Below are 13,148 nucleotides of genomic sequence, written 5' to 3' on the forward strand. Positions count from 1 at the left end.
ATCACCGCCGCCCCGAACACAACGCCAGCCAGCGCTCCACGTCCGCGGCCGAAGGCTTTCCGGCCACCCACAGGGCGCCGGCGTGCGAGCCCAGGAAGGCCACGTAGGGCGTGACGCTGCCGGGCCACTGCGGGTTCACCGCGTAGCGCAGCGCCTGCGGCGAGCCCGAGAAAGCCATCAGCCGGTCGGCGCCGCGGTAGTGCCGGTCGGCCAGCAGCGCACGGTCGGATTCGCCCGGCGCCGCGTCGATCACCACCGCCACCAGCGAGGCGTCCAGCTTGCGCTGGCGGATCTCGCTGGCCATCTGGTCGATCACGGCCGGGCAGTAGGCGCAGTAGGTGGCCGTGAACACCACCACCGTGGGCCGCCCCGGCGCGGTCCGCAGCTGCTTCCAGGAGTGGGCGTCGAAGGCTTCGACGGCCGTCGGCGCGGCCTGGGCGCCGGCACAGGCCAGCAGCAGCGCGACAGCCAGCGCGCGCGCCGATTCAGGGAACCAGGGTTTCAACTTGCACTCCTTCCGCGGTGCGCCACAGCGCCACGATGCGTTGTCCATGCTGGGCCAGGCGCGGCTGGTCGCTCTCGCCGCCGCTGCGGCCCAGCTCGCGCAGGCTGAAGCTGCGCCCCTCGTCGGCCGACACCCAGGCCCGCCACCGGAACGCCTCGCCGTCGAAGCCGCGCCAGGTGATGGCCACGTGCCGCCCCGCGCTGCGCACGTCGGCATGCTCGGCCTGCGCATCGGGCAGCAGCCGCGGCTCGCCCTGCGGCGTGCCGTCGGCCGTGAGCCGGCCGTAGCGCACGCCCGCCACGCCGGCGCGCTCGCCGAACCACACGGCGTGATAGCCCTGCGCCGCCGGCGCCAGCCCCGGCCCATGGTGCGGGCAGGCGTCGATGGCCCAGCCGTCCTGCGTCGCGCGCACGGCCTGCGTGCGCTGCGCCGTGCCGACGATGGCCGCGAAGGCGTGGTCGCGCTGGTTGGGCGCGAACACGTGGCGCCACAGCGCGGCCACGCCACCCTCAGGCGCAGGCGCCAGCGCGATGCGGCAGCACTCGCAGCTGTGGTCGGCCACCTTCATGTCCGGCCCGAAGGTCACGCCGCCGTCGGTGGAGGCGTTGCGGTAAATCGCCGCGCCCCGGTAGTCCTTGCGCCCGGCCGCGCGGCTGGCCTCGGCGTCGCGCTTGTCGATCCACAGCGTGTGCAGCGTGCCCTTGGCGTCGAAGGCCACCGCGTCGAAGCGGTGCGTGATCACCTGCTGGTCGCGGTGCACCGTGAAGGGCGCGGAGAAGCTGCGCCCGCCGTCGGCCGAGCGCAGCATGCGGATGCGCCCCGTGTACGGCTTGTCCAGCGGCTGGGTGTAGGTGATGACGGCACGGCCCTCGGGGCCGAAGGCGATCTTCGGGCTGCTCTCGCCCTCGGCCGCCACGGTGTCGCCCGCCGTGTCCAGCACCCGCGGCGCGGACCAGCTCCGGCCCGCGTCGGCACTGCTGCGGGTGAACAGCCGCGCCTGCTCGTCCAGCCCGACGATCCACAGCTCGCCCGAAGGCGAAAACGCGGCGCCGATCGCCAGCTGCGGCTTGTGCCGGCCCATGGGGCCTGCGTGGCCCTTGTGGTCAGCGGCGCCCGCCGGCTGCGCTGGCACCGGCACCCCGGCGGCCAGCAGCAGCGCGCCCGTCCAGGCGCACAGCGCCCGCCGGCCCATCGCACGGCCCGGCCTCACCACGTCGCCTCCACGCCGGCGACGAGGGTGCGCGGCAGCGCCGGCGAGAACACCGGCGTGTTGGACGTCACCCCGGCGCTGTCGGCATAGCGCTTGTCGGCCAGGTTCATGACGCGGCCGAACAGCGCCACGCCGCCCGGCAGGCTCTGCCGCGCGCGCAGGTTGAACACGTTGTGGCCCGGGTACTTGCCGTAGACCGACGAGTTGCTGGCCTCCAGCCAGTAGGCGCCCAGGCGCACCCATTCGAGCTGCACCGTGCTGCCGTCGCGCGGCGTCCAGCCCAGGCGCGTGTTGGCCATGAGGCGCGGCGCGCTCTCCATCTCCTTGCCCGAGAAGTTGCCGCTGCTGCTCACCCAGTCCACGTAGGTGTGCCGGGCCCAGGACAGCGCGGTGTCCAGCCGCCAGCCGGCCGCGAAGCCCTTGTGCAGCCCTACCTCGATGCCGCGGTGCCGCGTCTTGCCCGCGTTCACCGTGGTCGTCACGTTGGTGGCGAGGTCCTTCTGGCTCACGAGGTCGTCGCGCTTGACCAGCTCATAAACCGCCACGTCGTAGCCCCAGCCGCCGGCGTCGCCGCGCAGGCCCAGCTCGAACTGGCTGGCCTTGATCGGCTGCAGCCCCAGTGCGGCCTGCGCCTTGGCCTGCGCCTCGCCGGCCGCCGTGGCGCCGCCCGCGCGGAAGAGCTGGCCCTCCGAAGGCGTGCGGAAGCCCTGGTTGTACGAGGCGTACAGGCTGGCGTTGGAGGCCAGCGCGTAGGTGGCGCCGAGCTTGGGGCTCAGACGCGAGTAGTCCGCGCTGGCCGAGGGCGTCTGGGCGTACAGGCGCGGACCCGCCGCCGTGGTGTCCGCGGCCAGCTGGTTGCTCATCCGGTAGCGCAGCACGTCGTAGCGCAGCCCGGCGGTCAGGCGCAGCGCAGACGTGGGCGACAGCTCGCCGTGCACGTAGGGCGAGGCGCTGTGGATGCGCACGTCGTAGTCGTAGATGCGGCTGCCCAGCGTGTAGCCGGTGTAGGCCGTGTCGGCCCCGGTGCCGGTCTTGGTGAGGTTCAGGCTGTCCTCGGCGTGCGAGCCCCGGCTGTGGTCCAGGTCCAGCCCGGTGATCAGGCGCGGGCGCAGCAGGCCGCCGAAGTCCTGCCGCCACTTGGCCAGCAGGCCCAGCGAGGTCACGCGCGTGGTCTCGATGCGCGGATCCGAGCTGAGGTTGAAGCTGCCGTTGAGCTCCATGGCGTTGTGGCGCAGGTAGGGCGTGAGCGTGAGCAGCGCGCCGCCGCCCTCGTGCTCGGCCTGCGTGGACAGGCGCAGCGCATCGACCTTGCGGAAGGCGATGGCCAGGTTGTTCCTGGTCGGGTTGTTCAGGTAGTCGCCGTAGGTCAGCGGCGAGTTGGCGCCCGTCTGCTGGTCGATGTGCGTGGCGCCCAGGAGGGTCTTGAGCTGCGTGCCGCCCGCCGTGCCGGCGTCCCAGCGCAGGCTCACGCTCTGGCGGTCGTAGGCCGTGCCGTCGCGCCAGCCGCCGCTGTGCGTGAGGTTGGCGCCGGCGCGCAGCGCGGCGTCCGCGCCGGTGGGCGTGTTGCCCTCCAGCAGCAGGCGGCGCCAGCCGTAGCTGCCCAGCTCGCCGGTGGCCGAGCCGCCGGGGTCCATCGCGGGCGTGCGGGTGAGCACGTTGACCGTGCCGCCGATGGCGTCGGAGCCGTACAGCGCCGTGTTGGGCCCGCGCACCACCTCCACCCCCGCGGCGCCCAGGATGTCCACCTCGTACAGCGCGTTGTGGTTGAAGAAGCCGGTGGCCCGGGTCGGGATGCCGTCCTCCAGGTACAGGTACAGCGGTCCGGTGGTGAAAGGCTGGCGGATGGCGGTGCTGTGCCCCTCGCCGTTGGTCACCGCAATGGCCACGCCCGGCACCTGCCCCAGGAGCTGCTGCGGGTGCGCGGGCGCCGTGAGGCGGATGTCGCGCTCGCGGATCACGCCGACCGAGGCCGGCGTCTCGGCCAGCCGGGCTTTCTCCCGGGTGCCGGTGACGCTGACCTGCGAGGAGACGGTTTCCGCCTCGGCGGCAGCAGCAACGGCGACGGGCGCCTCGGACTGCGCCCACGCGCCGGCGCAGAGGCTGAGCATGGCCAGCGCCAGGGGTGTGGGCGCGGGCTTGAAGGAACGGAACTTCATGAAAGGAACACCGGATCACGCCCGCGGGACCGTGGCCCGGAGCGTGGCAAGAGCAGGGAAAGCTCGGCAGGCATGCGCCGCCGTCTCGCGACGGCGCACGCGGGAGCCCGGGCCGCCGCGCCTTCGACCGGCGGGCTTCAGACCCGGGAAGCGTCGGCGCCGGTGCGCAGGTGGCCCGTGCTTCAGCCGCGCCGCCCAGGCCGCGCTGGCGTCCCTGAACGCCGTGGCGGCCGGTGCGTGTCCATGCGCCCTGCTCTCCCAGGGTAGGAAGGCCAGCAGGGTGGCGGCCTCCAGGGACTGCGGCGCCAGCGCCGCCAAGGCCGCCAGCGCGCAGTGGTCGCTGCGGTGCGCGGCCTCGGAGCCTTTGCCGTGCGAGGCCGGCTCCGCCGCCTTCGCATGGGCGGCATGCGCCGCGTGGGCGTCGTCATGCGCGGCGGGCAGCGACTGCAGCGTCAGTTGCGCCGGCGGCACGCCGTACAGCTCGCACACTTCCCCCACCGCCACGCCCTGCAGCCGCGCCGCGGCGCTGGCCAGCAGCGGCACCGCGGCCTTGAGCAGCAGTGCCAGGATCGCGAACTGCACGACCCAGCGCGCCAGGCCACGGGCCTGGCGTGGAGGGCTCATGCGGCGCGCCGGGTTCATGGCAAGGCGGTGGCGTGGGGAACGGGCACGGACGCGGGCTTCAGCCCACGGCCTGCAGTTGCGCCCGCATCCCGGGCGTGGTCCAGAGGCTGCCGTCGCGGTGCGCGATCAACGCCTCGGCACCGCCGTGCCGCAGCAGCGGCGGCGCGTCCCGGCCCAGCACCATGGCGGCGGTGCCGACGCCGTTGACGGCCTCCAGCGTCTCGCCCACCAGCGTCACGCCGTGCGGGCCCTGCGCGGGGTAGCCGGTCTTCGGGTCCAGCACGTGGTGGTAGCGGCGGCCGTCGCGCACGAAGCAGCGCTCGTAGTCGCCGGACGAGGCCACGAAGCCCCGGTGCACCGGCAGCACGCCCAGCAGCCGCTCGGGCTGGCGCGGATCGCGCACGCCCACGCGCCAGGCCGGCGCCTGCGCGGGCGCCATCGCCACCACGTCGCCGCCGCCGTTGATCAGCGCCGACTCCACGCCCTGGGCACGCAATACGTCCATGCCGGCCTGGAGGATATACAGCTTGGCAATACCACCCAGGTCCAGGCGCATACCGCGCCGGGGCAAATAGGCGGTGCCGGCGCGGGCATCCAGTACCAATTGCCTATACCCAATGGAGGATAGACGGCTGGATATATAGGAGGGTGCCGGCATTTGCGGCGCCTGGGGATCGAAATGCCATTTCCCCACACTGCCCACGGTAATGTCGAAGGCGCCGCCACTTTGCCTAGAAATGGACTGGGCCATTTCCAGGACTGTCAATAGTTCCTTCGAAATAGGCACCGGCTGCAGCCCGGCCGCTAGGCCGATGGCGCCGACGCGGCTGGTGGCCTCGTAGTGGCTCATCTCGGCCGCGAGCGCGCCCATGCGCGCGAAGGCGGCGTCCAGGGCCGGGCGCAGCAGTGCGGCGTCCGCGGACAGCACGGCGACGTCCACCTGCGTGCCCATGAGGACGCGCGTGTCGCGCAGGCGCGCCGGCCCGGCGTGCGCGGCGGCGCGCCGCGGCCAAGCCGCCACGCAGGCGCCCAGCGCGAGCGCGGAACCGCCCAGCAGCAGTTGGCGGCGCCGCGCATCGGCCAGGGCCGCGGCCCGTGCGCGGCCGCCGGGGTGAGCTCCAAGTTCGCGCTGCATAAGGAAAAAGCCTCCGCCTCAGCGCGAGGCCGCGACCATGTAGTCCACGGCCGCCTTGACCTCGTCGTCCTTCAGCGCCGTGTTGCCGCCGCGCGCGGGCATCTGGCCCTTTGCGCCATTGAAGCCTTCGAGCGCGTGCTTGTAGAGGGTGTCGGTGCCCTGGGCGATGCGCGGGCCCCAGTCGGACTTGTCGCCAGGCTTCGGGGCCCCGGCCACGCCGGCGCTGTGGCACATCGCGCAGGTCGAGCCGTAGACCTTCTTGCCGGCGACGTTCTCCGCCTCGGGCGCGGGTGCAGGCGTGGCGGCCTGGGTAGCCGCGGCCACCGGTGCCTGCTGCGGCGCGGGTGCCGCTTCCTGCTTGCCGCAGGCGCCAAGCAGGCCAAGGGCGCACAGCGCCAGGGAGAGCGTGAGGTATTTCATGGGAGTACCTGTTCGTCGTCAATTTCGATGGGAAATTCTAGGATCGGTTTTCCCGCGAAATCTCGCCCGAATGCTTCGATTTGATCCAACTCAAAGCTGTACCGGCGATATATCTCAATCATCCAGCCTGCATAAATGGAGGGCGGTGGCCGATGATGCAGTTTCACCGCCTGTTTAGGCAAAAAACTTGAACTGGTTTAAGGAATTTTCCATGGATATCGGCGTGAAGAAGAAAATCGCGGCACCCGAAACCGGCATGGCTCGGCGCCGCTTCCTGAACACCGCGGCCGCGGCCGGCCTGGCCGGCGTGGGCATGGCGGCCTGCTCCGAGAAGCCTGCTTCGGCGCCGGCCACCACGGCCCAGGCACCGGCGTCGCACGCGCCGCAGCCCAACCCCGGCGAAGGCAACGGCAGCATCCACCTCAAGCCCGGCGAGCTCGACACCTACTACGGCCTGTGGAGCGGCGGTCACACCGGCGACATGCGCGTGCTGGGCCTGCCTTCGGGCCGCGAGATCACGCGCATCCCCTGCTTCGTGCCCGATGCGCTGGTGGGCTGGGGCGTGACCAACGAGTCCAAGAAGATCATGGGCACCAAGCCCGACGGCAGCCTGAAGTACACGGTGGCCGACACCCACCACACGCACGCCTCCTACAAGGACGGCAACTACGACGGCCGCTACGCCTGGGTCAACGACAAGATCAACAGCCGCATCGCCCGCATCCGGCTGGACTACTTCACCTGCGACAAGATCACCGAGCTGCCCAACGTCCAGGGCTTCCACGGCATCTTCCCCGACAAGCGCGACCCGGTGGATGAGGCCGTCAACCACACCACGCGCGTGTTCTGCGGCGGCGAGTTCCACATCCCGCTGAGCCCGGCCGACCTGGACAAGCCCGAGAAGTACCGCTCGCTGTTCACCTGCGTGGATGCCGAGAGCATGGAGGTGCGCTGGCAGGTGCTGATCGACGGCAACTGCGACCTGGTGGCCACCTCCTACGACGGCAAGCTCGCCGCCACCAACCAGTACAACACCGAGGGCGGCGCCAAGTACGAGGACATGATGTCCGCCGAGCGCGACGCCTGCCTGTTCTTCAACATCGCGCGCATCGAGGCGGCGGTGAAGGCCGGCAAGTTCAGGACCATCGGCGACTCCAAGGTGCCCGTGGTGGACGGCACCCGCGAGGCCAACCAGGACCCGAAGACCGCGCTGACCGCCACCGTCAGCGTGCCCAAGAACCCGCACGGCGTGAACGCCAGCCCGGACGGCAAGTACTTCATCTGCGCCGGCAAGCTCTCGCCCACGGGCACCGTCATCGAGCTGAGCAAGGTGCTGGACTACTTTGAAGGCAAGCTGGAGAAGGCCGACCAGGCCATCGTGGCCGAGGTCGAGCTGGGCCTGGGCCCGCTGCACACCGCCTTCGACGGCCGCGGCAACGCCTACACCACGCTGTTCCTGGACAGCCAGGTGGTGAAGTGGAACGTCGAGAAGGCCATCGCCTTCCACGGCGGCGACAAGAACGCCAAGTACGTGGTGGACCGTGTGGACGTGCAGTACCAGCCCGGCCACGTCAACGCCTCGCAGTCCGAGACCAAGGCCGCCGACGGCAAGTGGCTGGCCGTGGGCTGCAAGTTCTCCAAGGACCGCTTCCTGCCCGCGGGCCCGCTGCACCCGGAGAACGAGCAGCTCATCGACATCTCGGGCGAGAAGATGGTGCTGATGGCCGACCACCCGGTGCGCGGCGAGCCGCACGACTTCATCATCTTCAAGCGCGAGCTGGTGCGCCCGAAGCCCGTCTACAACATCGACGACTCCGAGATCGCGGTCAAGGACGCCAAGGACGGCGGCGTCGTGCGCAACGGCAAGAAGGTCACCGTCAGGATGACTTCGCAGGCGCCGGCCTTCAGCCTGCGCGAGTTCAAGGTCAAGCAGGGCGACGAGGTCACGCTCATCCTGACCAACCTTGACAAGGTGGAAGACCTCACGCACGGCTTCGCCATCCCGAAGCACAACGTCAACTTCATCGTCAACCCGCAGGAGACGAAGTCGGTGACCTTCACCGCCGGCAAGCCGGGCGTGTACTGGTGCTACTGCACCCACTTCTGCCACGCGCTCCACCTGGAGATGCGCACCCGCATGATCGTCGAGGCCTGATCCGGCGCCCCCTTTCCGCGCGCCGGGCCACCCCCTCCCCCGGCACGGCGCGCGGACTCACTCCCGCACCATGACCCTGCTGACCCTTCTGCTGCGCCTGTGCGTGGCTGCCGCCGCGCTGCTGGGCGCTTCCTCGCCGTCGTGGGCCACGGCCTACGAGGCCGCGCTGCCCGAAGGCATCCACGGCCCGAAGCTGTGCGACTTCGCGCCCTGCGCCGAGGTCTTTCCCGGCGCGAGCTCGTTCTCCGAGCGCAAGGGCCAGCCGCCCTACGTCGAGGCCTACGCCGACGACCACGGCAAGCCCAGGCTGCTGGGCTACGTGATGCTGTCCACCGACATCACCGACACGCCCGCGTACTCGGGCAAGCCGGTGGTCACGCTCATCGGCATGGACCTCAAGGGCCGCTTCACGGGCGTGAAGGTGCTCAAGCATTCCGAGCCCATCCTGCTGCTGGGCATCCCCGAATCCGCGCTGACGAAGTTCAACGACCAGTACCTGGGCAAGTTCGTCGGCGACAACATCGAGATCGGCCAGTCGCGCCCCAATGAGGGCGTGATCGGCCTGGACGCCATCTCCGGCGCCACCGTCACCGTGATCGCGCAGAACCAGGTGATGATGACCTCCGGCGCCGCCGTGGCGCGGCAGACCGGCATCCTGGCGCCCACGGTGCGCCCGCAAGCGAAGTTCACCGACACCGGCCGCGCCCTCGACTGGGCCCGCCTGGTGGACGAGGGTTATGTGCAGCGCCTGGTGGTGACGCCGCAGCAGGTGGGCCTGGACAAGAGCGCCACGCCCTTCATCGAGCTGTGGTTCGGCCTGCTCAACCCGCCCGACGCAGGGCGCGCGCTGCTGGGCAGCGAGGGCTGGAAGCAGCTCATGGAGCAGCTCAAGCCGGGCGAGCAGGCACTGTTCGTCGTCCGCAGCGCGGGCGCCGAGTCCTTCAAGGGCTCGGGCTTCGTGCGCGGCGGCATCTACGACCGCGTGCAGGTGCGCCAGGGCCTGGACACCTTCACCTTCCGCGACCTCGACTACCTCAACCTCTACGGCCTGGCCGCCGCCGGCGCGCCGCGCTATACCGAGTCGGCGATCTTCATCGTGCGCTCGCCGGTCTTCTCGGCCGCCTTCCCCTGGAAGCTCAATTTCCTGGGCAACCGCGTGGACCGCGCCACCGGCACGCGCAGCTTCGCCAACTTTGAGACGCCCTACTGGCTGCCGGCCGCCGCGCTGGAGGGCGGCCGCCCGGTGGTGGAGGAGCCGCAGGCGGCGTGGGTCAAGGTGTGGAAGGCGCGCGCGGTGGAGATCGGCCTCTTCGCCGCGCTGCTGGTGGCGGTGGCCGTGGTGTACGCGCTGCGCGATGAACTCACGCGCCGCTCCACGCGCAGGAACAAGTGGCCGGTCAACGCCTTCAAGTACTCGGCCTGGCTGCTGAGCATCGGCTTCGTGGGATTCGGCGCCATGGCGCAGCCCTCGGTGACGCAGGTGCTGACCTGGTTCCACGCGCTGCTGTTCCACTGGACCTGGGAGCTGTTCCTCAGCGACCCGTTCATCTTCCTGTTCTGGATCTTCATCATCGTCACCGTCTTCCTCTGGGGACGGGGCCTGTTCTGCGGCTGGCTGTGCCCCTTCGGCTCGCTGTCGGAGCTGCTGTACAAGCTGGGCGGCGCCGTCGGCCTCAAGCGCTTCCAGCGCGCGCTGCCCCGGGCGCTGCACGACAAGCTGAAGTGGGTGAAGTACGGCGTGTTCTTCGGCCTGCTGGCGGTGTCGATGTTCTCCATGGGCCTGGCCGAGAAGCTGGCCGAGGTGGAGCCCTTCAAGACCACCTTCCTGGTCGGCTGGGGCCAGCGCTCGTGGCCCTACACGCTGTTCGCGGCGGGCCTGTTGGGGCTCTCCCTCTTCGTGGAGCGCCCCTTCTGCAAGTACCTGTGCCCGCTGGGTGCCTCGCTGGCGATGCCTTCCACCTTCCGCTGGTTCGGGCTGCGCCGCAAGCAGGAGTGCAACAGTTGCAAGGCCTGCGCGGCGGGCTGCGGGGCGCAGGCGATCGACGCCGACGGCCGCATCGACCACCGCGAGTGCCTGCACTGCCTGGACTGCATGGTGCTCTACACCGACACCCACGCTTGCCCGCCGCTGGCCAAGGAGCGCAAGCGCCGCGAGCGCGAGGGCCTGCCGCTGACGCGCATCGGCCGCGACGGCTACTTCATTCCCATCATCCCGATCGCCGCCGAGCCGGCCCGCCCGGTGTCCGAAGCATGAAAACCCTGGTCGATCCCCGCATGCCCACCGATCCGGTGGAGCCGCCCTGCGCCGCCGCGCGAGGCGTGGCCGGCCGGCTCTGCGCCGAAGCCTGGGACCATCTCTGGCCCTGGCGCCGCGGCGTCGCGGCGCCCCACGTCGCGCTGCGCGCGGCGGGCATCGCGCTCGCGCTGGCCGCCACCATCGCCTGGGTGCTGGGCGCCCTCGGCGAGCTGCGCGCCGGCGCCCTGATCGCCTGGTGGTTCGGCTGGAGCGTGTACGAGGTGCTGATCCGCCTGCGCGCCAAGCGCTACGTCAAGGACGGCCCGTGGTGGGGCCGGCGCTACCGCGTCGCCAACGTGATGGACATGCTGTGCTACGTGGGCTTCAAGAACCTGCTGATCGGTGCTGCGCTGTTCCTGGCCCTCAAGGCCGTGGGCGCGCTGGTGGTGTGAGGATGCGCATGACCCGCCGCCTGCTGAGCCTGCTGGCCTTGGTGCTCCCGCTGGCGCTGCACGCCGCCACCTGGACGGTGCACCCCGGCGAGTCCATCCAGCCGGTGCTGGACCGTGCCGCCGCGGGCGACGTGGTGGAAGTGCAACGCGGCCACTACGACGGCAACCTGCGCATCACCAAGCCGCTGACGCTGCGCGGGCTGCAGCGGCCCACGATCAGCGGCGGGCTGCAGGGCGACACCATCCGCATCACCGCGCCGGACGTGACCATCGAAGGGCTGATCGTGCGCGATTCCGGCAGCAGCCTGCTGCAGCAGAACGCCGGCATCTACGTCACGCCCGGCTCGCACCGCGCCACGGTGCGGCGCTGCGACCTGGTCTACAACCTGTTCGGGCTGTGGATCCAGAAGGCCAATGACGTGCGCGTGGAGCACAACCTCATCGTGGGCAAGCGCGACCACGGCTCCTCGCAGCGCGGCAACGGCGTGCAGCTCTACGACACCACCGGCGCGCGCATCGAGCACAACCACATCAGCTTCGTGCGCGACGCGCTGTACGTGGACGTCTCGCACCACGCCGTCTTCCGCGGCAACAGGCTGCACCACAGTCGCTACGGCACGCACTACATGAACTCCTACCACAACCTGTGGGAGGACAACGACAGCTACCTCAACCGCGGCGGCCTGGCGCTGATGGAGGTGCGCGACCAGGTCGTGCGCAACAACCGCGCCTGGGGCAACACCGACCACGGGATCATGCTGCGCACGCTGCAGGACTCGGTGATCGAGAACAACGTGGTGGCCGGCAACGCGCGCGGCTTCTTCATCTACGACGTGGAGTACGTGCAGCTGCGCGGCAACCTCGTGGTGGACAACCAGGTGGGCGTGCACCTCTCGGCCGGCTCCACGCGCAACCGCGTCGAGGGCAACGACTTCGTCGGCAACCGCGAGCAGGTGCGCTACGTCGGTGCCAAGGATGAAACCTGGGGCGCCGAGGGCGGCAACCACTGGAGCAACTACCTGGGCTGGGACCGCGACGGCGACGGCCGCGGCGACGTGCGCTACGAGGCCAACGACCTGGTGGACCGCCTGGTGTGGCAGCACCCCTCAGCGCGGCTGCTGCTGGCCAGCCCCGCGGTGCAGGCGCTGCGCCTGGTGGGCCAGCAGTTCCCGGTGCTGCGCGTGCCCGGCGTGGTGGACCCCAAGCCGCGCATGCGCCCCGCGCACCCGGACTGGAAGGAATGGAATGGAAAACAGTCTTCGCTTGAGCCCTGAGAAGGGAGCCTCGTTCGTGTCGAGCGACGCCGCCCGGGCCAACTTCGTGCCAGCGGATGCCGATGCGAGCCTCTGCGCCATCACCCTGCGCAACGTGGTCAAGCAGTACGGCGCGGAGCGTGCGGTCGACGGCGTGAGCCTGGACGTGCGCCGCGGCGAGATGTTCGGCCTCATCGGCCACAACGGCGCGGGCAAGAGCACACTGTTCAAGATGATGCTGGGGCTGGTGGCGCCCACCGCGGGCGAGATCCGCATCCAGGGCGCGCCGGTGTCGGGCCGGGACTTCCGCGCGGTGCGCCGCGGCATCGGCTACCTGCCCGAGAACGTGGTGCTCTACGACAACCTCAGCGGGCTGGAGACGCTGCGCTTCCTGGCGCGGCTCAAGGGCGTGCCGGAGCAGGAATGCGTGGGCGTGCTCTCGCGCGTGGGCCTGGGCCACGCCGGCCACCGAGCGGTGCGCGAGTACAGCAAGGGCATGCGCCAGCGCCTGGGCTTCGCGCAGGCGCTGCTGGGCAAGCCGCGCGTGCTGTTCCTGGACGAGCCCACCACGGGCCTGGACCCGGAGGCGATCCGCGCCTTCCACGCCACCTTGCGCGAGCTGCGCGACGACGGCGTGACGCTGATCGTCACCTCGCACATCCTGGCCGAGCTGCAGGAACGGGTGGACCGCCTGGCGATCCTGGCCGCCGGGCGCGTGCGCGCGCACGGCAGCGTGCAGGCGTTGCGCGAGCACATGGCGCTGCCGCTGCGGCTGGAGCTGCAGGTGGCCGAGTCCGGCGCCGCAGCGGTGCGCGCCGTGCTGGCAGTGTTGCCGCTGGACGGCGTGCGCTGGCACGGCCTGCGGCTGGAAGCCCGTTGCACGCGCGACGCCAAGATGGCGGTGATGGCCGCCCTCGCCGGCCTGGGCGGCGCGGTGCTGGACCTGCAGATGCACGAGCCCTCGCTGGAAGACGTGTTCTTCGGCCTGGCACATTGAGAAGG

9 protein-coding genes and 1 pseudogene are annotated in these 13,148 nt (G+C 70.9%); 4 read left to right on the forward strand and 6 right to left on the reverse strand.

What is annotated here, in order from left to right; genetic code table 11:
* Position 1 precedes the first annotated feature (1 nt).
* From H537_RS0136390 to H537_RS0136415, 6 genes are read right to left on the reverse strand one after another with little or no spacing between them, the layout of a single operon-like run.
* The gene (locus H537_RS0136390; protein ID WP_029001799.1) at positions 2-505 is read right to left on the reverse strand and encodes a thioredoxin domain-containing protein; all 504 of its coding nucleotides are present in this window, start codon (positions 503-505) and stop codon (positions 2-4) included.
* Positions 486-1,715 (reverse strand): sialidase family protein, encoded by a 1,230-nt coding sequence (locus tag H537_RS0136395; protein ID WP_238446941.1) that lies wholly within the window; start codon positions 1,713-1,715, stop codon positions 486-488. Before H537_RS0136395 ends, H537_RS0136390 begins: the two co-directional genes overlap by 20 nt.
* Positions 1,712-3,871, reverse strand: a complete 2,160-nt coding sequence (locus tag H537_RS0136400; RefSeq protein ID WP_043461740.1) for a TonB-dependent receptor — start codon at positions 3,869-3,871, stop codon at positions 1,712-1,714. The genes H537_RS0136395 and H537_RS0136400 overlap by 4 nt, the downstream gene beginning before the upstream one ends.
* A gap of 15 nt (positions 3,872-3,886) precedes the next feature.
* Positions 3,887-4,495 carry a hypothetical protein gene (locus tag H537_RS0136405; protein WP_029001802.1) on the reverse strand — a complete coding sequence of 203 codons (609 nt, stop codon included), beginning with the start codon at positions 4,493-4,495 and terminating at the stop codon, positions 3,887-3,889.
* A gap of 58 nt (positions 4,496-4,553) precedes the next feature.
* Complete coding sequence (locus tag H537_RS0136410) at positions 4,554-5,630, reverse strand: FAD:protein FMN transferase (protein ID WP_051244465.1); 1,077 nt, start codon at positions 5,628-5,630, stop codon at positions 4,554-4,556.
* 18 nt (positions 5,631-5,648) lie between these two features.
* On the reverse strand, positions 5,649-6,050 hold the full coding sequence (locus H537_RS0136415; protein WP_029001804.1) for a c-type cytochrome: 402 nt from the start codon (positions 6,048-6,050) through the stop codon (positions 5,649-5,651).
* Between the two features lie 211 nt (positions 6,051-6,261).
* On the opposite strand from H537_RS0136415, the gene nosZ reads away from it, so the two are divergent.
* The 4 genes and pseudogenes from nosZ to H537_RS0136440 all read left to right on the forward strand — a co-directional run bounded on the left by nosZ (position 6,262) and on the right by H537_RS0136440 (position 13,143).
* Positions 6,262-8,205 (forward strand): TAT-dependent nitrous-oxide reductase, encoded by a 1,944-nt coding sequence (gene nosZ / locus H537_RS0136420; protein ID WP_051244468.1) that lies wholly within the window; start codon positions 6,262-6,264, stop codon positions 8,203-8,205.
* A 70-nt stretch (positions 8,206-8,275) separates the two neighbouring features.
* A pseudogene (locus tag H537_RS0136425) lies at positions 8,276-10,893 on the forward strand (4Fe-4S binding protein).
* A gap of 2 nt (positions 10,894-10,895) precedes the next feature.
* Complete coding sequence (locus H537_RS0136435; protein ID WP_029001808.1) at positions 10,896-12,167, forward strand: nitrous oxide reductase family maturation protein NosD; 1,272 nt, start codon at positions 10,896-10,898, stop codon at positions 12,165-12,167.
* 16 nt (positions 12,168-12,183) lie between these two features.
* The gene (locus tag H537_RS0136440; protein WP_043461788.1) at positions 12,184-13,143 is read left to right on the forward strand and encodes an ABC transporter ATP-binding protein; all 960 of its coding nucleotides are present in this window, start codon (positions 12,184-12,186) and stop codon (positions 13,141-13,143) included.
* Positions 13,144-13,148: the final 5 nt, after the last annotated feature.

Origin of the sequence: Azohydromonas australica DSM 1124 (assembly GCF_000430725.1) — a bacterium.
GTDB lineage: Bacteria > Pseudomonadota > Gammaproteobacteria > Burkholderiales > Burkholderiaceae_C > Azohydromonas > Azohydromonas australica.

Bases quoted from the DNA above. Each gene is read 5' to 3' on its own strand.
- H537_RS0136410 (WP_051244465.1), bottom strand. From the start codon at position 5,630: ATGCAGCGCGAACTTGGAGCTCACCCCGGCGGCCGCGCACGGGCCGCG.
- H537_RS0136415 (WP_029001804.1), bottom strand. From the start codon at position 6,050: ATGAAATACCTCACGCTCTCCCTGGCGCTGTGCGCCCTTGGCCTGCTT.
- H537_RS0136400 (WP_043461740.1), bottom strand. From the start codon at position 3,871: ATGAAGTTCCGTTCCTTCAAGCCCGCGCCCACACCCCTGGCGCTGGCC.
- H537_RS0136435 (WP_029001808.1), top strand. From the start codon at position 10,896: ATGCGCATGACCCGCCGCCTGCTGAGCCTGCTGGCCTTGGTGCTCCCG.
- nosZ (WP_051244468.1), top strand. From the start codon at position 6,262: ATGGATATCGGCGTGAAGAAGAAAATCGCGGCACCCGAAACCGGCATG.
- H537_RS0136405 (WP_029001802.1), bottom strand. From the start codon at position 4,495: ATGAGCCCTCCACGCCAGGCCCGTGGCCTGGCGCGCTGGGTCGTGCAG.